Source organism: Crinalium epipsammum PCC 9333 (assembly GCF_000317495.1).
Lineage (GTDB): Bacteria > Cyanobacteriota > Cyanobacteriia > Cyanobacteriales > PCC-9333 > Crinalium > Crinalium epipsammum.
Genome location: NC_019753.1, coordinates 2411767 through 2435921 on the forward strand (window position 1 = coordinate 2411767; position 24155 = coordinate 2435921).

General features: G+C 40.8%; 19 protein-coding genes and 2 pseudogenes. 8 read left to right on the plus strand and 13 right to left on the minus strand.

The window, feature by feature from the left end; translation table 11 throughout:
- Positions 1–13 precede the first annotated feature (13 nt).
- The 6 genes from rpsB to CRI9333_RS10380 all read left to right on the plus strand — a co-directional run bounded on the left by rpsB (position 14) and on the right by CRI9333_RS10380 (position 7296).
- Entirely contained in the window at positions 14–805 is a 792-nt protein-coding gene (gene rpsB / locus CRI9333_RS10355) for a 30S ribosomal protein S2 (protein WP_015203120.1), read from the plus strand.
- 51 nt (positions 806–856) lie between these two features.
- Positions 857–1519 (plus strand): translation elongation factor Ts, encoded by a 663-nt coding sequence (gene tsf, locus CRI9333_RS10360; protein WP_015203121.1) that lies wholly within the window; start codon positions 857–859, stop codon positions 1517–1519.
- A gap of 131 nt (positions 1520–1650) precedes the next feature.
- The gene (locus tag CRI9333_RS10365) at positions 1651–2457 is read left to right on the plus strand and encodes a hypothetical protein (protein WP_015203122.1); all 807 of its coding nucleotides are present in this window, start codon (positions 1651–1653) and stop codon (positions 2455–2457) included.
- Between the two features lie 165 nt (positions 2458–2622).
- Positions 2623–5130: an ATP-dependent DNA helicase RecG gene (gene recG, locus CRI9333_RS10370; RefSeq protein ID WP_015203123.1), complete on the plus strand. Its 2508-nt coding sequence runs from the start codon at positions 2623–2625 to the stop codon at positions 5128–5130.
- 376 nt (positions 5131–5506) lie between these two features.
- Positions 5507–6565: a DUF3474 domain-containing protein gene (locus CRI9333_RS10375; protein ID WP_015203124.1), complete on the plus strand. Its 1059-nt coding sequence runs from the start codon at positions 5507–5509 to the stop codon at positions 6563–6565.
- A 176-nt stretch (positions 6566–6741) separates the two neighbouring features.
- Complete coding sequence (locus tag CRI9333_RS10380; protein ID WP_015203125.1) at positions 6742–7296, plus strand: peroxiredoxin; 555 nt, start codon at positions 6742–6744, stop codon at positions 7294–7296.
- 156 nt (positions 7297–7452) lie between these two features.
- On the opposite strand, the gene CRI9333_RS10385 is transcribed toward CRI9333_RS10380, so the two are convergent.
- Complete coding sequence (locus CRI9333_RS10385; RefSeq protein WP_015203126.1) at positions 7453–7749, minus strand: WGxxGxxG family protein; 297 nt, start codon at positions 7747–7749, stop codon at positions 7453–7455.
- A gap of 557 nt (positions 7750–8306) precedes the next feature.
- On the opposite strand from CRI9333_RS10385, the gene lpxA reads away from it, so the two are divergent.
- Positions 8307–9107 carry an acyl-ACP--UDP-N-acetylglucosamine O-acyltransferase gene (gene lpxA / locus CRI9333_RS10390; protein ID WP_015203127.1) on the plus strand — a complete coding sequence of 267 codons (801 nt, stop codon included), beginning with the start codon at positions 8307–8309 and terminating at the stop codon, positions 9105–9107.
- Positions 9108–9237: 130 nt separating this feature from the next.
- Here the strand turns inward: lpxA and CRI9333_RS10395 are convergent.
- The 12 genes and pseudogenes from CRI9333_RS10395 to CRI9333_RS10450 form a co-directional block, all read right to left on the minus strand.
- Positions 9238–11513: pseudogene (locus CRI9333_RS10395) on the minus strand (heavy metal translocating P-type ATPase).
- A gap of 23 nt (positions 11514–11536) precedes the next feature.
- Positions 11537–11764 carry a hypothetical protein gene (locus CRI9333_RS10400; protein ID WP_015203128.1) on the minus strand — a complete coding sequence of 76 codons (228 nt, stop codon included), beginning with the start codon at positions 11762–11764 and terminating at the stop codon, positions 11537–11539.
- 103 nt (positions 11765–11867) lie between these two features.
- A complete protein-coding gene (locus tag CRI9333_RS10405) occupies positions 11868–12062 on the minus strand; it encodes a heavy-metal-associated domain-containing protein (protein WP_015203129.1) in 195 nt (64 codons plus the stop codon).
- 303 nt (positions 12063–12365) lie between these two features.
- A complete protein-coding gene (gene atpC / locus CRI9333_RS10410; protein WP_015203130.1) occupies positions 12366–12782 on the minus strand; it encodes an ATP synthase F1 subunit epsilon in 417 nt (138 codons plus the stop codon).
- Positions 12783–12879: 97 nt separating this feature from the next.
- A complete protein-coding gene (gene atpD, locus CRI9333_RS10415) occupies positions 12880–14328 on the minus strand; it encodes a F0F1 ATP synthase subunit beta (protein ID WP_015203131.1) in 1449 nt (482 codons plus the stop codon).
- 513 nt (positions 14329–14841) lie between these two features.
- Positions 14842–15126 (minus strand): annotated as a pseudogene (gene minE / locus CRI9333_RS28550) (cell division topological specificity factor MinE); the annotation flags it as partial.
- Positions 15127–15150: 24 nt separating this feature from the next.
- On the minus strand, positions 15151–15957 hold the full coding sequence (gene minD / locus CRI9333_RS10425) for a septum site-determining protein MinD (RefSeq protein ID WP_015203133.1): 807 nt from the start codon (positions 15955–15957) through the stop codon (positions 15151–15153).
- Positions 15954–16745 carry a septum site-determining protein MinC gene (gene minC / locus CRI9333_RS10430; RefSeq protein WP_015203134.1) on the minus strand — a complete coding sequence of 264 codons (792 nt, stop codon included), beginning with the start codon at positions 16743–16745 and terminating at the stop codon, positions 15954–15956. The genes minD and minC overlap by 4 nt, the downstream gene beginning before the upstream one ends.
- Before the next feature lie 95 nt (positions 16746–16840).
- Positions 16841–18166 (minus strand): four-carbon acid sugar kinase family protein, encoded by a 1326-nt coding sequence (locus tag CRI9333_RS10435; RefSeq protein WP_041226014.1) that lies wholly within the window; start codon positions 18164–18166, stop codon positions 16841–16843.
- Between the two features lie 85 nt (positions 18167–18251).
- Entirely contained in the window at positions 18252–19214 is a 963-nt protein-coding gene (locus CRI9333_RS10440; RefSeq protein WP_015203136.1) for a bestrophin family protein, read from the minus strand.
- 268 nt (positions 19215–19482) lie between these two features.
- Positions 19483–19887, minus strand: a complete 405-nt coding sequence (gene tnpA, locus CRI9333_RS10445; protein ID WP_015203137.1) for an IS200/IS605 family transposase — start codon at positions 19885–19887, stop codon at positions 19483–19485.
- 190 nt (positions 19888–20077) lie between these two features.
- Positions 20078–22276, minus strand: coding sequence for a phosphoketolase family protein (locus CRI9333_RS10450; protein WP_015203138.1), 2199 nt, complete (start codon positions 22274–22276; stop codon positions 20078–20080).
- Positions 22277–22448: 172 nt separating this feature from the next.
- On the opposite strand from CRI9333_RS10450, the gene crtO reads away from it, so the two are divergent.
- On the plus strand, positions 22449–24140 hold the full coding sequence (gene crtO, locus CRI9333_RS10455) for a beta-carotene ketolase CrtO (protein WP_015203139.1): 1692 nt from the start codon (positions 22449–22451) through the stop codon (positions 24138–24140).
- Positions 24141–24155: the final 15 nt, after the last annotated feature.

Consider the following 24155-nt stretch of genomic DNA (forward strand, 5'->3'; position numbering starts at 1 on the left):
AAGGAGAAATATAATGGCTGTTGTTTCTTTGGCTCAAATGATGGAGTCAGGGGTTCACTTCGGGCATCAGACCCGCCGTTGGAACCCTAAAATGGCTCCTTACATCTACACCTCTCGTAATGGTGTACATATCATTGACTTGGTGCAGACTGCCCAGTTGATGGAAGAAGCTTATAGTTATATGCGTACTGCTGCTGAACAAGGCAAAAAGTTCTTGTTCGTTGGTACAAAGCGTCAAGCTGCTGGAATTATCGCTCAAGAAGCTTCCCGTTGTGGTGCTGCCTATATCAACCAACGTTGGTTGGGTGGAATGCTTACTAACTGGACTACGATTAAAACACGGGTAGAACGCTTAAAAGATCTAGAACGCCGTGAAGAAACTGGCGCACTTGATTTGTTGCCTAAAAAAGAAGCATCAGTTCTACGTCGGGAAATGGCAAAGCTTCAGAAATACTTGGGCGGCATCAAAAATATGCGTAAAGTACCCGACATTGTGTTGATTGTAGACCAAAAACGGGAATACAACGCGGTTTTGGAGTGCCAGAAGTTATCACTTCCCATTGTGTCCCTGCTGGATACTAACTGCGACCCAGATGTAGTTGATATTCCTGTCCCAGCTAATGACGACGCTATCCGTTCAATCAAGCTAATAATTGGCAGATTGGCTGATGCTATCTATGAAGGTCGTCATGGTGAGTTAGAAGCAGAATACGAAGATGAAGATTACGAAGGCTCTGACGAAGACGCGGAGTACGAAGAACTCACTGGCGATTATCCAGTAGATGACGAAGAAACCGAAGAATAATTTAATGTTGTAGGCATCAATTATTTAGTAGGAACAACAGGAAAGAGGCAAATGGCGGAAATATCGGCAAAGGTCGTCAAGGAACTGCGCGACAAAACAGGTGCAGGCATGATGGACTGCAAAAAAGCTCTCAAAGAAACTGAGGGTGACCTTTCTAAAGCTATGGAATGGCTGCGGCAAAAAGGAATCACTGGTGCTGGTAAGAAAAGCGCCCGTGTAGCCGCAGAAGGTTTGGTGGGCAGTTATATCCACACAGGCGGTCGAGTAGGTGTCTTAGTAGAAGTCAACTGTGAAACTGATTTTGTGGGTCGTAACGAAGCCTTCCAATCTTTAGTGCGGAGTGTAGCAATGCAAATTGCTGCTTGTCCCAATGTTGAGTATGTCAAGGTAGATGACATTCCTGCGGATTTCATCCAGAGGGAAAAAGACATTGAGATGGGTAAAGACGATTTAGCTAACAAGCCAGATAACATCAAAGAAAAGATCGTTCAAGGTCGGATTGAAAAACGCCTGAAAGATATGAGTTTGATGGATCAGCCTTACATCAAGGATCAAAATATCACTGTAGAAGAGTTAGTTAAACAAACTATTGCTCAACTTGGTGAAAATATTCAGGTGCGTCGCTTTGTCCGCTTTGTACTCGGTGAAGGCATTGAAAAGCAAGAAAGCAACTTTGCTGAAGAAGTAGCTGCTCAAATGGGTGCTAACCAGTAATTGCTCTTCTCACTGATTAAAGGCACTGTCTGGAGTGTCTGCTGAAAGACAGGTCAACTCAACGGGGAGACCTGTCTTTTTTTTAGAGCTATTCTAAAGTATGGTAGTACATCTGTATACCTTTAATAGTTATGGCAGGAACACTGGAGCGAATTGAGAAAGACTTAGTAGTGCTAGGGGAAGTTGTAGCAACTCTGGCAGCAGAATTTGACAGTAACTACTCTACCTATCTGGAATCTCTGGGGCAAGCAGTACGGCAGCAACTAATTTTAGCTAGTTATCATATCTGTACACAGGGATACCCTGACGCATTTGTGCGTTTGCCATTTTCCCAACGCCAACAACTTCAGAAATCGCTCAGGGAAATGGCAGAAAAAGCTCAAACACAATTGCCTTTACTGGTAGAAAATGTTTCATCATCAGCAGGGCAGGAAAGTGAGAGTGATGATACAAATGCGATCGCCAATACTATTAACACTCCAACCCCAATAACTAACCCAGAACAACTAGGAAATAGGATCGAAAAATTAGAAGAAGCGATCGCTCAAACCCTCCACCAGCTATCACGTAATAGCAATCGCCTCTTACAACAATCTGAAATATTACCGCCTCAGCTACCTGAAGAAGTTCTAGAAGTTGCAGCCCAAGCTGATGGATCTGGTGAAAATGTGCTTGGGCAACCTAATCTTTTAAACTTGGTGATGGAAACAGAAAACCCCCAAGAACCGGAAAGCGCAAAAATAACCCAAATCCTTGCTATTCGCCTGCGCTTATCGGAAATTGAGTTTGCTGATACCTCAGCAATGGCTAATCGTAACCAAATTCGCCACCTTTCATCTCGCTTAAGCACACTCAGGCGTGAGTATCACAAAAAACAGCGAGAACGAACTATTGCTGAAGCAGAAGCAGCATGGCGTAGCAGTTGGTTTGAAGAATAGGCTTCTTATAAAAATTATTGTTTGGGTTTCAGAATTAAAATTAACCGCAGATAAACGCAGATAAACGCAGATGAAATACAAATATCGACTTATGCAAGAAGTTTAATCAACCTGTTTGGAAACTGAGGAGTCAGAATTTGCAATAATTAATCACGCTAATTGTTTATGACACAATCACCAGACTGGGTGCGATTACAAAAAGCTTTATCAGTAGAAGCTGAATATGGCTTCACTGATTTAGTAGGCAAACAATATCGCTTTAGTGAGTTTCTCTGCCTTAGCTTCGGTCAAACACCAACAGTAATAACTGCCTTGGAACGCCGCCGATGGCAAGAAATGGCTAGTCAATTTGCACGTTATCCTCAACTAACACTTTTAGAGAGACAACATTTAGTAGCAGAAGCTAGCCAATTTATCCAGCAAATTGAGCAGGGAAGCGCAGGGGCGCAGGGGCGTAGGGGCGCAGGGGAGAAGATGTATAACCAACAATCAAAAACTCAGGTTAAACAGCCTCCTACAACTCCTATAGTTAAAACCAATTCAGAAGCAAACAGTGGATATTCCTCTAACCTTAGCCTTGACCAACCACTAGCAAATGTGGCAGAAATTGGGGTAAGAAAGGGCGGGTATCTTACAAAGCTGAATTTATATACTGTTCGTGACCTACTTTTTTACTACCCACGCGACCATATTGATTATGCGCGTCAGGTAAATATTTCTGAACTAGAAGCAGGCGAAACAGTCACACTTGTCGGCAAAATCAAAAGTTGTAACTGCTTCACAACCCAGAAAAATAACAAATTAACCATTTTAGAGTTAGTGATTACAGACCAAAGCGGTAGAATTAAGCTGAGTCGGTTTTTTGCAGGCAACCGTTATAGCAATCGTGGTTGGCAAGAAGCTTTAAAAAGACGCTATGAATCAGGTTCAATAGTTGCTGCATCTGGTTTAGTTAAAAAGAATAAGTATGGTTTAACTTTAGATAATCCCGAAATAGAAGTTTTAGCACATCCAGAAGATACTATTGACTCACTAAATATTGGTCGAGTAGTGCCAGTTTATCCCCTCACAGAGGGAGTACCTGCTGATATGGTGCGCCAAGCTGTGACGGCTGTTTTACCAGCCGCAGCACAACTCAAAGACCCTTTACCATCGGTGATCCGCAACCAATATGGGTTAGTTGGTTTAAAGGATGCGATCGCAAATATCCATTTTCCTAGTGATAGTGCTGCCAAAGAAGCAGCCCGTCGTCGCTTAGTTTTTGACGAGTTTTTCTACTTACAATTAGGTTTTCTACAGCGTCGTCAGGCTTTACGTCAAGTTCAAAACAGTGCCATTCTACTTCCTGCTGGCAAACTTATTGAAGAGTTTGAACAAATTCTTCCTTTCAAACTAACTAACGCTCAACAAAGGGTAATAAACGACATCCTCAACGACTTACAAAAACCAACACCGATGAATCGCTTAGTACAAGGTGATGTCGGTTCAGGTAAAACAGTAGTTGCAGTAATTGCTATTTTAGCAGCCGTTCAATCTGGCTACCAAGGAGCTTTAATGGCTCCGACTGAAGTACTTGCAGAACAACATTATCGCAAGTTAGTAAGTTGGTTTAATCTGCTACATTTGCCTGTAGAACTATTAACTGGATCTACTAAAACAGCTAAACGTCGTCAAATTCATGCCCAACTAGAAACAGGTGAATTATCATTACTTGTAGGTACTCACGCTTTAATTCAAGATCCAGTAAACTTTCATAAACTAGGTTTAGTAGTAATTGATGAACAACATCGCTTTGGAGTGCATCAACGGGCGCGTTTACTTTCTAAAGGTGAACAACCTCATGTATTAACCATGACTGCCACACCAATTCCACGCACCTTAGCTTTAACTTTGCATGGAGATTTAGATGTTAGTCAGATTGATGAATTACCACCAGGAAGACAAGCAATTTATACAACTGCACTAACAGGGAAAGAACGCAACAATGCTTATGATTTAATTCGTCGTGAAATAGCGGAAGGACGACAAGTTTATGTTGTTTTACCGTTAATTGAAGAATCAGAAAAACTAGATTTAAGATCAGCAGTTGATGAACATCAACATCTCTCAGAAAGCATCTTCCCTGAATTTCAAGTAGGACTTTTGCATGGTCGCATGAGTTCTGCTGAGAAAGATGAAGTTATTAATGCTTTCCGTGATAACAAAACTCAAATTATTGTTTCTACTACTGTTATTGAAGTTGGTGTAGACGTACCCAATGCAACAGTAATGATGATTGAAAATGCTGAACGTTTTGGGTTATCTCAATTGCACCAGTTACGAGGGCGTGTCGGTCGTGGTTCTCATCGTTCTTACTGTTTATTAATGAGTAGCAGTACAACTCCAGATGCACGCCAACGTTTGAATGTGTTGGAACAATCGCAGGATGGCTTTTTTATTGCTGAAATGGATATGCGGTTGCGTGGTCCTGGGGAAGTTTTGGGTACTCGTCAATCTGGATTAGCAGATTTTGCCTTAGCAAGTTTGGTAGAAGATCAAGAAGTACTACAAATAGCGCGAGATGCAGCAGAAAAAATTATTCTTAGAGATGGAAATTTAGAAAAATTGCCATTGTTGCAAGCTGAGTTGGACTATCGCTATCAAAAATTAATGGGTGGAGCGATTTTGACTTAATTATCAATTATCAACAAAAATATATAAGTATCCCAAACATGGTAAAAAAAATTATCAACACAGATTAAAAATCTGCGTTTGTTTGCGTTTATCTGCGGTTTAAAATCTCTTGAATTTACTTTTTGAATGCTTTAAAAGTGCGATCGCTAATCTGAAATTTTACTTACCTGCAAAAAGGGAGTTGGCGTAGCCTACCGAAGGCATTGCACACTACTATATCGGAGAGGAAAAATTCCACAGTATAAACTCTAAACTGATTTGTAACGATCCCCGTATGTTTACTCTTGACTAATTAGCCATTGTGTTTGTTATTGCATATATCGTGTAGCTATAGAATAATGCAATTGGTCTACTCTCAGGTCAAACCCGAAATTTAGTGCAATCTCAACTTCTTAAGGTTACAGATTCAACAGAATCGTTAGAACCACCCTTCACCCTTCAGCAAGTCAAAGCCGCAATTCCTGCATATTGCTTTGAACCATCTACTTGGAAATCGCTATCATACTTCTTTCTGGATGTATCAATTATTGGTATTTTGTATGCGATCGCCAATTACTTAGACTCTTGGTACTTCTGGCCAATTTTTTGGTTAATGCAGGGAACCATGTTTTGGGCATTATTTGTAGTTGGACACGACTGCGGACATGGATCATTTTCCAAAAAGAAATGGCTGAATAATTTAATTGGGCATTTGTCCCATACACCCATACTTGTTCCTTTTCACGGCTGGCGCATTAGCCACAGAACCCACCACAACAATACAGGTAATATTGATACTGACGAAAGCTGGTATCCCGTTACAGAAAGCAAGTATAACCAAATGGCTTGGTGGGAAAAATTCCTCCGCTTTGGTATAGCCTTGCTGTTTGCCTATCCTCTTTATCTGTTTAAACGTTCCCCTGGAAGAGAAGCTGCATCTCACTTTAATCCTAATAGCCCTTTGTTCCGTCCTTCAGAAAAATGGGATGTCATCACCAGTACTATCTGGTGGACTTCAATGGTAGTTTTACTAGGGTTTCTCACCTACCAATGGGGCTTTCTGTGGTTATTGAAAAACTATCTCGTACCATACATTATTTTTGTAGTCTGGTTAGACTTCGTAACATTCCTACATCACACTGATCCAGATATTCCTTGGTATCGTGGTAAAGACTGGTATTTCTTTAAAGGTGCCTTATCTACAATTGATCACGATTACGGGTTTATCAATAATATTCACCACAATATCGGCACCCATGTCGCGCATCACATTTTCCTAAATATGCCTCACTATCATCTAAAGACAGCAACAGAGGCAATCAAACCAATTTTAGGAGATTACTACCGCAAATCGGATAAGTCAATCTTCCAAGCATTCTGGCATTCATTCAAAACTTGCCATTTCGTAGCAGATACAGGTAGTAAAATTTACTACCAATCAAAAACAAAGCTGTAAGTAATACTATCTCGACATATCCTAACCTTTAACTTCTGTTATTACTTGCTACTTAGCCATCCTACGGTTTCAACCCCAGGATGGCTTTTTAATTAAATGTTTACTACATAAGGGCTGCAAACTGAGTAATGATAAAATTGTTAACTTATGTTAAGCAGCCTTTACTTTAATTACCCATGTCTCGCCGAATCTTTATTCGCACCCTATTAGCTTGCTGTCTTGCCTTAGTTACCTGGTTTAACTTTGCCCCAAAGGCTGCTGCGCTAGGTGGAAAACTACCTACCATCAACAAACCTGCACCAGAGTTTACCCTACCGACTAATACTGGTAGAGGCAAAGTTTCTCTGGCTGATTATCGCGGTAAGTGGGTTGTACTTTACTTTTATCCCAAGGATTTTACATCTGGGTGTACTATAGAAGCTCGAAAATTTCAGCAAGACTTACCTAAATACATTGCTAAAAATGCTCAAATTATTGGTGTTAGTGTTGATTCAGTAGATTCTCACGCCAAATTCTGTGATTCCGAAGGTTTAAAATTTCCCTTGTTAGCTGATAGCGATGGAAAAGTGAGCAAAGCTTATGGTTCTTGGATTGGCTTTGTTTCCATGCGTCATACTTTTATCATTGATCCCAAGGGTGTTTTGCGGGAAACCTATATTGGAGTTAATCCCGTTATTCACAGTAACGAAGTTTTAGCGCGTCTAGACGAATTGAAAGCAACTGCATCATAAATGCAAGTTATTTAAGTAATAAATAATATCTAATATTGGGATTTTTTTATTACTTACAAAACAACAGGTGGGCATTTAATGCCCACCTGTAAAAAAGCTTTATCCTGAAGTTTTAAAAATTATATTCCCTTAAAACGCAGCCAATCAAAAGTCGCATTAACGTCTGTAAGTTGAACTAACTTCAGGTTCGCGGTAGCGAACAGGTTGTTCCTTTTTCTTAGCCAAACCTGCCAAACCTGCCAAACCTAGTAAACCTAGCCAGCCCCAATCAAAGTCGCGATCGCCAGTGTTTTGAGTTTGAGTAGTAGAATCTTGAGTGGTGGTACCATAGCTGCCACTACCAGATGTACCAGCATCACTTTGAGCAGATGCGGGGTGATTTAAAGGTAACATAGATACACTAGCTGCAAGTACACTAGCTGCGAGAACCTTAGATACGTTAGAAAGTTTCATGATTGCTTTTCCTTTGAACTTTCTTAACAATATCGAGTTTGGATTAATTATAGATCCGTCTATGGCTGTAAAATTATTTATCACACTCTTCTCACTGAAGAGACAGAAAAACTTCAAATTAAAAATAAATTATACACCCTTGGTGGTATGTATTTTCCTGGCTTGCTAGGCTCCAAAAAGCTATTTACTAAAAAATATTTGATGGCTAATCGTTATACAAAAAATTGCTTTAGTATTTCGCTACTTGGTTGTCTCGATTTATCAATAACTAACTACACATACCCCTACAAATCTAGTTTAGGAAGCTACATTCTATCTATAGGAAGGCAGAGTTAAATATTTGTTCCTAGTTGACTTCCCTGCTATTGACTGATAAAAATTACAGGTAACAAAGCACAACAGTGAACTTAATCTGTATATCAAGCAGCTTATTACTTTAATCTAGTTTAAGGTAGTTCCGAGTCTTAGAAATTCTGAATAATAGCTTGTAATTACAGCCTATCTTAAGAAAGAATTTTTATAAGTTTGAGTAATATATCGCCAGGGGAGGATTTTAAATGAATATACACCCGACTGCCGTGATTGCAGATGGTGTCAAGCTAGGGAAGGAAGTGACTATTGGGGCTTTTTCCTACATTGATAACGATGTTGAAATTGGAGACGGTTGTGTAATTAACTCCCACGTTACTATTCTGCCTTACACATCATTAGGGAAAGGTTGTCGGGTTCATTCAGGTGCTGTGCTAGGAGACTTACCACAGGATTTGGCATATAAAGAGGAAGAAAGCTTTGTGAAAATTGGTGACAATTGTGTAATCCGTGAAGGAGTCACCATTCATCGTGGAACTAAGTTAGGCACAGTTACAAGTGTAGGGAATAATTGCTTACTGATGGCTTTTAGCCATGTAGCCCATAATGTCCAGGTAGGCAATAGAGTAATTATTGCTAATGGCGCATTACTAGCTGGATATGTTCAAGTAGGAGATCAAGCTTTTATAAGTGGTAACTGCTTAATACATCAGTTTACTCGCGTCGGAAGACTTGCCATGCTGTCGGGAGGATGTGCGGTACATAAAGATGTACTGCCATTTTGTACAACTCGCAGCGTTAGCCTCAATAAAATTATGGGTCTTAATGTTGTGGGAATGCAACGAGCCGGATTTAGTTCTGAGGAGAGATTAACGCTTAAACGAGCTTTTAAAGTTTTGTATCAGTCTAAGTTGACTTTACCAAAAGCTGTAGCAAGGTTAGAGGAAGAATTTGACTCGCCACTGGTGACAGAAGTATGTGAGTTTATAAAGTCGTCCCAAAGAGGTATCTGCACCTATATAAGTACTAAGCGTCAGCCAGAAAGTTAAATTTTGCTCATTAATGTGGCTTAAAGCCATAGTCTTTTTTTCTTGCAAGAAGGTTATGCTTAGAGTCACATTAAATTACTCTAGAAAAAAATTTCTTTTTGGAACTTTGGGAAGTTCCTGTTTTCAGAGATTATCCTCTAGACGATTTAAATTTACGCAAACGTAGGGCGTTACTAACTACAGAAACGGAACTAAAAGCCATTGCAGCACCAGCAACCATTGGATTGAGTAACCAACCAAAGAAGGGAAAGAGAATACCAGCAGCAATTGGTATGCCAGCTACGTTGTAAATGAAGGCAAAAAAGAGGTTTTGGCGGATATTTTGCATGGTGGCGCGACTTAATTGAATGGCGGTAACAATACCTTGCAAGTCGCCAGAAATGAGGGTAATGTCACTAGCTGCGATCGCAACATCTGTACCAGTACCAATAGCAATTCCTACATCGGCTTGTGCTAATGCGGGTGCATCATTTATGCCATCGCCTACCATTGCCACAATTGATTTTAAATCAGAATTTTTTCCCTGTGTTTGTAGAGATTGGACGATCGCAGCTTTCTGATCTGGGCGTACTTCGGCATATATGCGGCTAATTCCTACTTGTTGTGCGATCGCTTCTGCTGTTGGGCGATTATCCCCAGTTAGCATTACTACTTCTAAACCTAGCTTTTGTAGTGCTTTTACTGCTGCTGCTGAAGACAGTTTTAAAGTATCTGCAATTCCCATCAAACCTTGAATTTCTCCATCAATTGCAATCCAAATCACCGTTTTACCCGCAGTTTCCCAAACAGTTTTATAATCTTGTAAATATTTGCTTGACAATGTTGCTACATTAGTATCAATTTCTAGCTCTTCCATCCAGCGTTGAGTGCCAATTTGTACCAATCTGTCTGAGACTATAGCTTGAACACCACTACCTGCAATAGCTTCAAATTTTTCTGCAATTACTAAATTTACTTGCTGAGATTGAGCATATTTAACAACTGCTTCTGCTAAAGGATGTTCAGAATTACGTTCTACTGCGGCTGCTAAACTTAAAAGTTTTATTTCATTACGATTAGCTGTTCCATGTACACTTACAAAGTCTGTAACCGTCGGCTTTCCCTCAGTTAAAGTGCCAGTTTTATCTAAGACAATTCTTTTAATTTTATGAGCAAGTTCTAAACTATCTGCACCCTTAATTAAGATGCCATTTTCTGCACCAATTCCTGTTCCTACCATTACAGATGTAGGTGTAGCTAAACCCAAAGCACAGGGACAAGCGATAATTAATACACCAACGGTAGTCATTAAAGCCATTGTGAGGTTGCCCATCAAATCAAACCAGATAATGAAAGTGGCGATCGCGATCGCAATTACTACAGGTACAAACCAACCCGTTACCCGATCTGCCAATCTTTGAATAGGTGCTTTAGAACCTTGTGCTTCTTGCACTAATTTTACAATTTGTGCCAAAACCGTATCTTTACCAACTCGTGAAGCTTGAAATTTAAAACTCCCAGTTTTATTAATTGTTGCCCCAATTACTTCATCACCAGGTTTTTTTTAACAGCTATACTTTCACCAGTAACCATTGATTCATCAACATTAGAAACACCCTCAATTACTTCACCATCAACAGGGATTTTCTCACCAGGGCGCACAAACACCACATCACCAACAACTACTTCTGCGATCGGCAGATCTATTTCTTCATTACCCCGAATTACACGGGCAGTCTTTGCTTGCAAACCTATTAGTTTACGGATGGCATCTGAAGTTTGTCCTCTCGCACGGTTTTCTAGCCAACGTCCTAACAATATTAAAGTAATAACAACCGCAGCAGTTTCGTAATATACATCGTTTGTTAAACCTAATATTGTAGGAAAAATAGTAACAAACAGCGAATATAAATAAGCCGCACCTGTACCCAGAGCAATTAGAGTATTCATATCAGCAGCATGACGCTTAAAAGCTTTCCATGCTCCTATAAAAAAGCTTTTGCCACACCAAAATAGTACGGGCGTTGTTAATATTAATTGCACCCAATAATTATGTAGCCATGTAGGTATTAAAGGAATATGCAATTTAGTCATTACTGGTATTGAACCTACTACTAATACCAAACTAATAACCGCACTAAATATTACTTTTTGTTTTAATTTCTTCGCTTGTTGACGTGAATCTGCTTCAGGATCATCACCTATTACTATATCTTCTAAAGGTTGTGCGGTATAACCAGCATCAGCAACAGCTTGTTGAATTTCTTTTATACTTATTTGGCGAGAATTATATTTAACTGTTGCTTGTTCTACACCAAAATTAACATTACATTCAACTACGCCAGGAACAGATTGAATTGCTTTTTCAATTGAGTTAGCACAGGCAGCACAACTCATTCCTTGTAGTTTCAAGGTTGTTGTATCCATATTATTTAACCAGAAAATAATTACTAAACTTTTTTACCGTTAGCTTTGCTGAATAAAAACCACCATAGCTCTAAGCTAATTAAGCCTAATCCTACTAAGGTTACTCCTGCTTTTAGTGCTAAAGGTTGCTCAATCTTTTGAAACTGTTGAGTTTTGTTAATTGGAATCTCAACAGCTTGGACACTTGTATTGATTCCTAAAAAAAGCCCCAAACTAATCAAACTACTCCAAAGCTGTTTTTGAGTTATCATTTAAACTCCTCCAATATCAATTATCAATTCAATCTTCTTACCTACTACTGAAGTTGTGAGGCAATTGATAATTGATAATTGTTAATTGTTAATTGTTAATTGTTCACGAAATTGGATAACCAGCAGAGGCGATCGCATCCTTCACTACCTTCTCTGGTTGTTGTGTTTCCACTTTAACTAGCTTAGTTTTGGGGTCAGCCTCTACCTTAGCAGCAGCGTCAATGCCTTGTATCGCATTAGTAATCGTCTCAGCGCAAGCAGAACAAGCCATACTGGGAACTGTTAGTTCTAATGTCATCATCTTTTCCTTAATTAAGTAAATTTATTCAAGCTCACATTTATACTTTAAACCCTCCATTAAGCTAGAGAGTCAAGGGGTAATTTTGATAATTTTTAAAATTTAAAAATTATGCAGCGAAAGCTGGAAACCAAGATCCCCCCTACCCCCCTTAAAAAAGGGGGAAAAATTCATTCAAAGTCCCCCTTTTTAAGGGGGATTTAGGGGGATCTTGGCGTAAGCCCTAATTTTGTCAAATTTTCCCATAAAAAACTCCTCTAATATTTTTAGAGGAGTTTTTTTAACTTGCAAAAAGGCGCAATTTTAAACTTGAACCATACCGCCAGCAGCTTGAAACCTTGCTCTAGCGCGTTTTAAAGCTTGAGTTGCTTGAATTTGTTCTTGGCGATTACCACCACTTTGAACTTGATTCACGCGAGATTCGGCTTCGTTGTAAGCAGTACGGGCTTCTTCAAGATTAATCTTGTCGCCACGTTCAGCACCATTAACGAGAATGGTAACATCATTGTTTTCGATTTCTGCAAATCCCCCCATCAGAGCGATCGCTACCCAATTTTTGCCATCGCGGACACGCATCACACCAGTATCTAGCGCAGATAACAAAGGTGCGTGACCTGTAAGGATACCCAGTTGCCCTGTAGTGCTAGGTAAAACGAGTTCTTCGGCTGCTGCATCCCAGACAGTTTTGTCAGGAGAAATTACACGAACAGTTAATGTCATAGATTAGTTAGTAATTGGTGATTAGTGATTGGGGAGTGGTGATGGTGAGCCAAGAAAAATTTTTCAAGCCTCACCAGTCCCCAGCCCCTATTCCCCATTAGCCCTTGAGCTTATCTGCTTTAGCGATCGCTTCGTTGATATCGCCAACTAAGTAAAAAGCCTGTTCTGGTAGAGCATCTAGTTCACCAGACAGAATCATTTGGAAGCCTTTGATAGTGTCTTCCAACTTCACATACTTACCAGGAGAACCAGTGAATACTTCTGCTACAAAGAACGGCTGAGATAAGAAGCGTTCAATCTTCCGCGCACGAGCTACAGTTACACGGTCATCTTCAGACAATTCATCCAAACCGAGAATTGCAATAATATCTTGCAATTCTTTATAACGTTGCAGGGTTGATTGTACTGCACGAGCAACTTGATAATGCTCTCCACCCACAATGGTTGGTTGAAGCATGGTAGAAGTGGAACCCAGAGGATCTACCGCAGGGTAAATACCCTTAGATGCCAAACCACGAGACAACACCGTTGTTCCATCCAAGTGAGCAAAGGTAGTTGCAGGTGCAGGGTCAGTTAAGTCGTCTGCGGGTACATACACTGCTTGCACTGAGGTAATTGAACCTTCAGTGGTAGAGGTAATGCGCTCCTGCAAGTCACCCATATCAGTTGATAGAGTTGGCTGATATCCCACCGCAGAAGGCATCCGTCCTAGTAGTGCGGATACTTCAGAACCAGCTTGTACAAACCGGAAGATATTGTCGATAAACAGCAGTACGTCCTGCTTGTTGACATCTCTGAAGTATTCAGCCATTGTCAGAGCAGAAAGACCCACACGCATTCTAGCTCCGGGTGGTTCATTCATCTGACCGTAAACTAAAGCGATCTTTGATTCATTGAGATTATCTTTATTAATAACCCCAGATTCCATCATTTCGTTGTAAAGGTCATTGCCCTCACGGGTGCGTTCGCCCACGCCACCGAATACGGACACACCGCCATGATTGGTAGCGATATTGTTAATCAACTCCATCATGATTACGGTCTTACCAACGCCCGCACCACCGAATAAACCAATTTTTCCGCCACGTCGATAGGGAGTCAGTAAGTCAATTACTTTAATCCCAGTTTCAAATACGGAAGGCTTAGTTTCTAAATCTGTAAATTTGGGAGCCGAACGGTGAATAGAGAAAGTTTCTTCACTATTAACGGGGCCTCGATTGTCTACGGGTTCACCGAGTACGTTGAAGATCCGACCCAAGGTAGCGGGACCAACAGGAACGTTAATGGGAGCGCCAGTGTCTACCACTTCCATACCGCGTACTAAGCCATCGGTAGTACTCATGGCAACTGCACGCACTGTGTTGTCACCTAGCAGTTGTTGTACTTCACAGGTAACGGATACCTCTTGTCCAGCTTCGTTTTTGCCTTCAATCTTTAAGGCGTTGTAAATCTGTGGCATCTTGCCAGCAGAAAATTCAACGTCCAAAACGGGCCCAATAATTTGGGTAATGCGACCAATATTTGTTTTTTCTGTGGTGGTGACCATGCTTGCGCCTATGTTGTGAAGCTATCTTTCCTTATAACGGAAAACACTCTTAACATTTAGAAATGCTATTTTAAAGCGTACCATTGAAATGACTGCCCACGCTGACTTGATCTCGTTTCGGGCGATCGCACTTGAACAATTAACAATTATCAATAACCGATGACCAATCACCAGCCATCAGGTTAAGTGGATTTTCACGCCCGCTAATTAGATGCCCGCTCTTTGCTGTTCTCTGCGCTTCTAAACCAAACTTGCACCTAGAACACCAAATGTGAGTAATCCTAAAATACAAGTTGCGATCATAAGTAATTAACCGGACATAATATAATATTCTGCTTCTGAATCTTGTTATTTAGAAGCATCTTGGTTATTTTCAGGTATTTCTTTTCTTTCAATTAGAGAAATATCATTGCTAATTTCCAATGCTTCTGGCGATCTAATTGCTAAAGGAATATCCTGATTAATTTGAGATGTTTCTGGCGATCTAATTGCTAGAGGAATATCATCATTAATTTCAGATGCTTCTTCCGTTTCATTTTTAATACGGCGGATAGGCACGTTAGCAATTAAGGCGGTTGACCTTTGGCTACTGTCGAGGGAAAATTCTAAACCTTCGCTATCTATTTCTACATAGCGAGACACAACTTCTAAGATTTCTTTACGCATCGCCTCCATCATCTGCGGTGTCAGGTCAGCACGATCTTGAGCGATCACCAGTTGGAGGCGACGCTTAACTTTTTCGCGGCTGGTATCAGCCTGAAAGCGAAGAAGGAGCCTTTCTAGAAGTTCACTAATCATTAAAACAGGCACAACAGGTGCAGCTTAACCAATTTTAGACCACAAAAGTTTGCGGATACGTGAAAAGAAAGAATCATTACCAGGTTCTAAGTTAATAAAATCAACCTGTTGACCTTTAAGGCGATGAGCAATATTAGTAATTGCCATTGCTGGTAAAGAGGGAGTTTCAGATAAAACTAGCGGTTCTCCTTTATTAGTGGAGACAATCACTTTCTCGTCATCGGGAATAATCCCAATCAGAGGAATTGCTAGAATTTCCTGAACATCTTCTACTGACATCATGTCATTAGCTTGCACCATTGCAGGTCGCAAACGGTTGACAATTAAGTTAATTTTCTTGATGTTGTTGGCTTCGAGTAAGCCTATAACGCGGTCTGCGTCTCGGACAGCAGAGATTTCTGGGGTGGTGACAATTAAAGCTTCTTGGGCGGCGGCGATCGCATTTTTAAAACCCATTTCAATCCCTGCGGGACAGTCAATCAGCACGTACTCATACATTTGAGCCAATGCCGTAATCAACTGCCTCATGTGATTTGGGTTAATAGTTTCTGCCCTGCGGTTTTGGGTTGCTGGCAGTAGTGCTAGTCCTGGCTGCCGTTTATCTTTCACTAAAGCTTGTTCTAATCGGCACTCACCACTGATGACTTCAATGGCAGTATATACGACTCGATTTTCTAGCCCCAGCAGTAGGTCTAAATTTCTCAAACCAAAATCCGCATCCACCAGGACAACTGAACTGCCCAATTTGGCTAGTGTCATTCCCAAATTAGCTGTAACAGTGGTTTTCCCCACCCCTCCTTTACCGGAGGTAACAACAATAATGCGACTCATGAGTTAGATAACAAGTGGGTCTTAGAAAAATCAGTGGCTTTAGTGATGCGAATTCCTTCAGTGGTAACGTAGGCAACCTCGGGATAAAACTGAGATGGCGGTTTTTCTGGCGCTCTAGCAACATAATCAGCAATTCGCAACTGTGTTGGCTGCATCTGTAGCGCCATAATTCTACACTCTGAATTGCCCTCGCTACCTGCATGGGCAACTCCCCTTAAACGCCCCCAAACTAATATATCTCCACCAGCTACTACGATTCCACCTGGATTCACATCTCCCAGAATAACAACTGTACCAGGATGGTGTATTTCTGCCCCTGAACGTACTGTTGTTTCTACATACAAAGGATCTTTTAAACGAGTGTCAGGCTTTACCTCAGCAGTTTTTAAAGATGAGAAAACTACTTGCTGTTCGACTGCATAACCAGCAGTGGCAGCAGCAACGGCGGTTTGCCGTCTGCTGGTGTAAACTCGTTGCAGTTGCAGTTGAGCATTACCTAATGTATCCGCGATCGCTTTGAAATGTCGCCCATCCAAAAGTCGGTCTTGAGCAACCAGATGCACGGGCATTTGGGATTGCCAAAAGCGATCGTTTCCTTGTAAACGATTTTTTAACTGCTCACAAAATATCTGCCAATTTATCTGGGCAGATGTTTCTGCTTCTGTTGGCAGAATTAACAGTAGCTTCCCCTGCTCAGTTTTTAATTGCACTTGCAGAGGACTATTTTCTGTTGGAGGATTTTCCCCAACTTTTGGTTGAGGTAACGGCAGGGCAGAATCAGAATTCATATTAATTATTAGGGCTGATCCTTGCGAATCGACTAATTATACTGTACACGGTGACAGATTGGATTTAAGTGCAGTTAATGATAAGTGTTTAATGTTCAACTGTGATTACTTAATCTCCGAAAAGCTGTTGCTAAGGCATGAGCATCACCTACATTACCTGGAAACAGCACTACTGGCAAATTGGGAAATTGTGGATGATTGGCGGGTGTGCGTACTATGGAACATCCTGGTAAAATTTGACCGAGAAGCCGCGCCGATGTTAAAGCAAGTCCTGTACTCAAGACATCATTTGAAGTAATTCCGCCTTTACTAATTAGAAAACCAATATCTGAGGGTAAACCCTGCACGATATCCATTAATAAAGCTGAAACTGCTACCCCAAACTGTAGGCGCGTTTGTACGTTGTCAAATGTTAGTTCTTGGCGGCTAGTGTAAACTACGGGTGTTTTACCAGAATTATAGGCTTGATGAATGCTTTCTAAGTTTTGTGATAGTAGTTTTGCGCGTTGTGCAGGGGAATCATCCACTAAATGAGCAACATCTATTTCGATGCCTACTATACCTGGTTCTTGTAGTAAATTTTCTAACTGCTCAGTTGTCTTTTTAACATGGGAACCGACAATTATTGCCCCTGGTCTCCCGCCTCGCACATATTGAGACATTTCCTCCGCAGGTGTTGGTTGCTGTCCCAAATTGGCAAGGGAGGTTAAAATGCTGGCAGCACTGCGGAATAAAAAGCGTTTTCCTTGACTTGCTGCTGTGATAATATCTGCTGCAAAGGTGTCTAAGTCGGCTTGAGTTTCACCATCGACAACGCCACATTGATTATTATTCAGTTTTAAGAGGCGTTCTAAACTACCAGCACGGATATCTGCAAGTAAAAAGCGTTCTACTTTGTTAGCTAGGATAAGACCTTGAGTTTTTTCTGCTACATAGTCTGGTAAGTAGCTGTGATGATAGCCGAAGACGGAATCACGGGCAAATTCTGTTTGATGTACAGGTGTGGGGACACCGTTGACTATGAGGTAATGTATACTGTCACGGGTGAAGCGTCCGCCTTCAAAGAAAGCTGGGACTAAGAAATGAGCATCAAATCCACCTAATTCTTGTGCAATAACATCGGTTTCAACTGGATAATGTCCGCGCAGGGTGGAATCAGAACGGCTGACTATGAGAAAATCTTGGGTATTGGTGGATGCGATCGCACTTTTCAAATTACGACATACTTCTCGCATCACCTCAGCCGCTTTTTCTAGAGTCAGCGCCCTAGTATTCGTCAGCACAAAGAAAATTGGCGAGTCATCATTTAACCCCAAACTTAGGGTATCTACATCCCACTGCGTCAGCAGTAGGCAACTGTGGACTGTTTGTGAACCAGTTGGATCATCATCAAGGACAATAATTTTTGGTTTGCTTGCCATTTTTCCTGGAGACACTGACAAGTGCAATTGTCTCATTTCAAAGAAACCATCACAATAGAAACTTGAAAAGCTCTCTACTAATGCTTCATCTTTGCGATCGAGTGCTAATCGGAGCCAGTGCAATTAATTCTTCAATATTGCGCCTGATAGTAGTACAAATAACATCCAATGGTAGATCGCTAGGATCGTGACCAAAAGGTTCTTCAATTTCCGCGCCAATTTGTTCAATACTTAACAGGGTAAAAGAGACAAAGGCTGTTAATACACCAGTCCACCAATGTAAATCTTTTACTATTTCAAAAGGCAATACCAAACAATAAACTAATACCAGTTTTCTGAGGAGAATGGTGTAAATTAGGGGCAGGGGTGTTTTTAAAATTCGTTCGCAGCCTCCTAAAATATCTACTAATTCATCTACTAATTTATGTAAACGAGTTAACTGATAAATATTAAGATGGTTAATATCATTTTGATGTTGCAAATAATCACTTATCCAAAAAGCAATCTGTAGCGGAGGATGCTGGGTATCTCTAATCCGTAAATATTGAGTTTCAGGCATCAAAGCCGCTAATTGTTGATTGACAGGCTCGGCTCTAAGATGTAGTTTCATTGCGACAGGAAATGCAATAATTAATCTTAGTATTGCTTCTTTTTCTTCTCTATCTTTTTGGTCGTTTTCTTTAACTACTATCCAAAGATCACGAGCTAAGTTACGGGAAGCATTCACTAAAGCACCCCAAAGTTTACGCCCTTCCCAAAACCTTTCGTGAGCAGTATTTGTACGGAAAACTAATAATAGCGTTAAACCAATGTTAAAACTTAATACGGCTTGAGTCACAAAACCGTTTTCATCGGGCAATGCTACTGGGCTATCTATAGAGTATAGTAGAGATATTAAAAATCCATAAAATCCACAAAATATTACCCATGACAAAATGTTGGGGACAATGGCTTTTAAAAGGTAAAAAATTAGGGGAAGCCAATGAAGTTTTTCGCCACTATATAGATGATACTTACCTATAAAAGAACGGCTCGTCTTATTGCTCATTTCTGTTTCAGGTAAAGGCTATTGAGCGAGTGTTACAATTATTAATAGTTTTAAGTATTGCTTAATTAATTGAACTAATACATCATCCTAATGTAGGAGTAATAATGAAGTCGGAATTATCTTAGGGAGGATATTTTAAATGTTAAGGAATCATTATATTTTTGTTAATAAATCAAAGCGATCGCGCTGAAACAAAACATATTTATTAAAATAGCGCATACCCGCATCTGGTGAGGAACCATACAAACAAAGCCCGCCTGCGCGGGCTTTATATTTCCCATTGAGATATTAGGTTTTTTTGATTATGGTGTGCAGGTTGGTTTCTAATGTAGTTACCAATTTGATCTAGGTTGTTTTGACTGACTGTAAAAACTCCATAACCTCCTTGCCATTTAAAAAATTCATTAGGTTTAATTTCATGGGTGATGAGATGGGATGAACTACCTTTAGCTTTGCCGATAAGTTCAGATATAGTTAAGGTTGGGGTAAAGCTAGTTAGTAAATGTATGTGATCTGCTATGCCACCAATGGCAATTACTGTGCAGCCTAATTGCTGGCATTCTTTGATAATAGCTGCGTATACAATATCTTTAATATCGGGTGTGGTTAGAGGTAAACGATCCCAGGTTGCCCAAATGCAATGTAGATATAATTGGGTAAAGTTTCTTTGCATAATTTTCTTCTCGCATCCTGAAGGATGGAGCTATACGAGCAAAGCCTGCCTACGCAGGCTTAAGCAATTATTTTAGCCCGCGCAGGCGGGCTTTGTCTGTGTAGCCTCATCCTTCAGGGTGTAGGATCTATTTAATTATTAATTATGCTATCCCCCACCCAGTTATAACCCAGGTAGGGGCATACTATCTTTAATGCACTAACTCGATCGCACGTTTCGTTAACGCCTCCGCAGTCAACCCATTAAACGCCATCAATTCACCTGCACTGGCGGTAGTTTCTCCACGTTTCCATGCAAAAGTATCGCGCTTACAATTACTCCTTAACATCACAGGTTCTAACATTGCAGATGCGCCACCTGTAACACCAATTAAGGCATTACCATCAAATATTTCTGCAAATTTGGCATCATCTAAAAAGTCGCCATCGGGTTGAGAACAGGTATCCCAAGCAACATCATGGGGACGATATAAACGACGGGGGTTAACAATAGAAACTATCCGCACTCCAATACCTTCGGTTTCTAAAAATGCTGCTGCTTCAAATACAGGTAATAGTGTCATATCCCCGATAACAGCAAAAACTACTGTTCTATCACCTGGAATTTCATGCAATACTATTGCACCATCTTCTAATGCTTGATGCGCTTGTTCAAAAGTTGTACGAATTGGTAAAGGTGATTTACTCGCTGTAATCACAATTCCTTTATTCTTAGTACTTAATGCCCAGTCGTAACAAACTTGAATGCTATTTGCATCGGGTGGAAATAAGGGGAAAATATTACCATTCCGCATCATCGCTGCAAAGTATGCTTCGATTTCAGGACGTTGATGTGTCCAACCGTTGCGTCCTTGTTCTAATGCACCTGCTGTATATAAGGTAATAGTTGAAGGAGTTTGACGGCGCAATTCTGCCATTGCTTGCGTGACAGTTTGCCAAATTGGTAAACCGTTGATGGCAAATGATTCGTAAGAACACCACAAAGTTCTAGCACCCATCAAACATAAACCAACGGCTAAACCTGCACAAGCGTCTTCACTTAAAGGTTCGTAAACTTGTCCGTCTGGTGTTTGGTTATAAAGTTCGTCGCTGGTGGGGTGGATAATTTTTAAAGCTTGGTTGATGTTAGCAATACCAGATGCTTCGTTACCGTCAGCGTTGGTGACTATGAAATTTTTATCAATTTGTCCTACTTTACCAACTAACCGCCCCATTTCTGTCGTGGAAACTTTGGCTTCTCCACCTACGGGATGTTCCGTTAAAGGTAATTCTCCTAATTCTGGCAATGGTAGCTCAAATTCTGTTACTGCTGTTTTAGCAGCAGAACCACCCCCAGCACGTTCGCAGTTTGTGCGTACAAGTTCCCATGCAGCAGGAGATAAGGCGCGTGTTTTCAGGGCTGCGGAAATGTGTTGACTATCTAAAGTATCTTTAGGATAAAGGTTATGGGATTTTGCACCTCTGGCGTGAACACCTGCACCTTTAAGCTGTTTGATAATGAATACTGTCAGCTTACCATTTAAGGCAGAACGCGCTGCTTGGTCAATTCCTACTAATACAGCTTCGGTAAATGCAAGGCGCTGTTTGAAGGAAAAGGCTGTGCTATCAATATAATCTCCTGGTTGGTTTTGATCGTCAAAGTCTTTGGCATTTACTAGCACAACTTCTTCAAAACCGTTACCACGCCAATAAGCAATCATTTCTTCATTGGTTTTGGTGGAAACCATGCTGTGATGTTCTTGGCTGAAACCATTCCACACTAAGACGGGTAAAAAGTTAGTCGCGCTAGGATAAGCAGTGTGGAAATGCCCCATGCTGCTCATAATATATGGTTCGCCTAATCCACCATCGCCTAATGTGAAGGGGAATAGTTTATCTTTGTGTAATAATGCTGCTGCCATTGCGAAGTGTTGCCCTTGTCCCAGTGGACCAGCAGGAGCGAGAATACCAGGGATATAACCGGAGAGGTGTCCGAGAAGTCCGTGTTTTTCGCGGTAGCGATCGCGCAATTGTTGTACTGTATTTATGCCCATGTCTTCGAGCGATCGATCTAAAAACATGGCACTATAAAATCCAGGGGCGTGATGTCCTACTTCAGTAAGGATATTCTTGTACCCCAGCATTACTAAAGCAGCATAAGCTTCAACAGAACTCGCAAAACCGCCTGGGTGTCCAGATGCTTTACTAGCTGTGATTTGGAGCGTTAGGTAGCGTAGCGCATCTGCCGCTAGTAAGGTTTGAAAAACTGCGCCTACGTCAGTTGGATCTGCGATCGCTATTTTACCTTCTACAATGGCAGCAGACTTACCGTAAGTCTCAAAACCTGGTAGCGGTTCGCCAAAATATTGAATTCCTTCACAAAAAGCCTGAGCTTGAGTAACCGTAGTCATTACGCCAAATACCTTTATCAATGATCAATTATCAATTATCAATGATCAATGACTAGCCCTGATGTTACGTTTATTTCCACCCCGCTACTTAGCAATTTATTTCGTCTGGTAGACACTTATACCTGTTAAGGTTTTTAACCTAAGAGAGATACCCTTTAACAGAGCATTATTAATGGAATCATACGATGTAATCATAATTGGCGCAGGTCACAATGGGCTAGTTTGCGCTGCTTATCTATTAAAAGAAGGTTACAGCGTGCTGCTACTCGAAAGGCGCTCTATTCCTGGGGGAGGAGCAACAACAGAAGAAGTAATGCCTGAAGAAGCACCTGGTTTTAGTTTCAACCTTTGTTCTATCGACCATGAATTTATTCATCTTGGTCCTGTTGTCGAAGAATTAGAACTAGAGAAGTATGGATTAGAGTATCTATACTGTGATCCTGTTGTCTTTTGCCCACATCCAGACGGTAAATATTTTTTAGCCCACGGTTCTGTTGAAAAAACTTGTGCAGAAATTGCTCAGTTTAATACCCGTGATGCCGAAAAGTATGCCGAATTTACTAACTTTTGGCAAAGAGTTATCGGCATGATGATTCCGGTATTTAATGCCCCGCCTAAGTCTGTAATTGATATGGCGGGTAATTATGATCTTGCCAAAATGAAAGATTTATTTTCTCTGTTGGGAGGACCTGATAAAACATTAGATTTTATTCGGACAATGTTCACCAGTCCTCGCGATGTTTTAGAGGAGTGGTTTGATGAGGAATTTCTCAAAGCCCCTCTTTCCAGGTTAGCTTCAGAATTGGGTGCGCCTCCTTCCCAAAAAACTATTTCTGTTGGTGCGATTATGATGGCAATGCGTCATAATCCTGGTATGGCAAGACCACGCGGTGGTAGTGGCGCATTAACCGAAGCGTTACTTAAATTGGTTAAGAGCAAAGGTGGTGTAGTTCTTTGCGATCATCCAGTAGAAAAGATTTTGGTTGATGATGGTAAAGCTGTAGGCGTTCGCGTTGCTGGCGGTAAGGAATTTCGAGCAAAGAAAGGTGTAATCTCTAATATTGATGCCAAGCGCCTATTCTTAAATATGGTGGATGCTGGTGATGTAGATAAGGCTGATTCGGAATTACGGGAACGTTTAGACCGCCGAATTGTTAACAATAATGAGAGTGTTGTTAAGGTAGATCTAGCTTTATCTGAAATACCTCGATTTGAACACCACAACCATCGAGATGAGTATTTAATTGGTTCTGTACTAATTGCTGATTCTGTAAATCAGGTAGAAGTAGCTCATAGTGACCCAACTGTGGGTAAGATTCCTGAAGATCCATCTTTATATGTGGTAGTGCCTACAGTACTTGATCCTTCAATGGCTCCAGAAGGTAAGCATACAATGTGGATTGAGTTTTTTGCACCTTACCAGATTGCGGGTAAAGATGGTACAGGGATGAAAGGTACAGGTTGGACTAATGAGTTGAAGGAACAAGTAGGCGATCGCATTATCAACAAAATAGCAGATTATGCACCCAATCTCAAAAACTCGATTATCGCTCGTCATATAGAAAGCCCCCCAGAATTAGCGGAACGTACAGGCTTTCTTAAAGGAAATCACTACCATATTGATATGACATTAGATCAAATGGTGTTTTTCCGCCCCCTACCAGAATTAGCTAATTATAAAACCCCTATTGATGGGTTATACCTCACAGGTGCGGGTACACATCCAGGTGGTTCAATTTCAGGTATGCCGGGACGCAATTGCGCTCGTGTCTTCCTGCACACCCAGCAGCCAATTAGTCAAACCCTCAAGGATGCTAAGGAATCTTTAAAATCAACAGTAAAATCTGTTTTTGGAGGTTCTTAAAACGATTTAAGAATT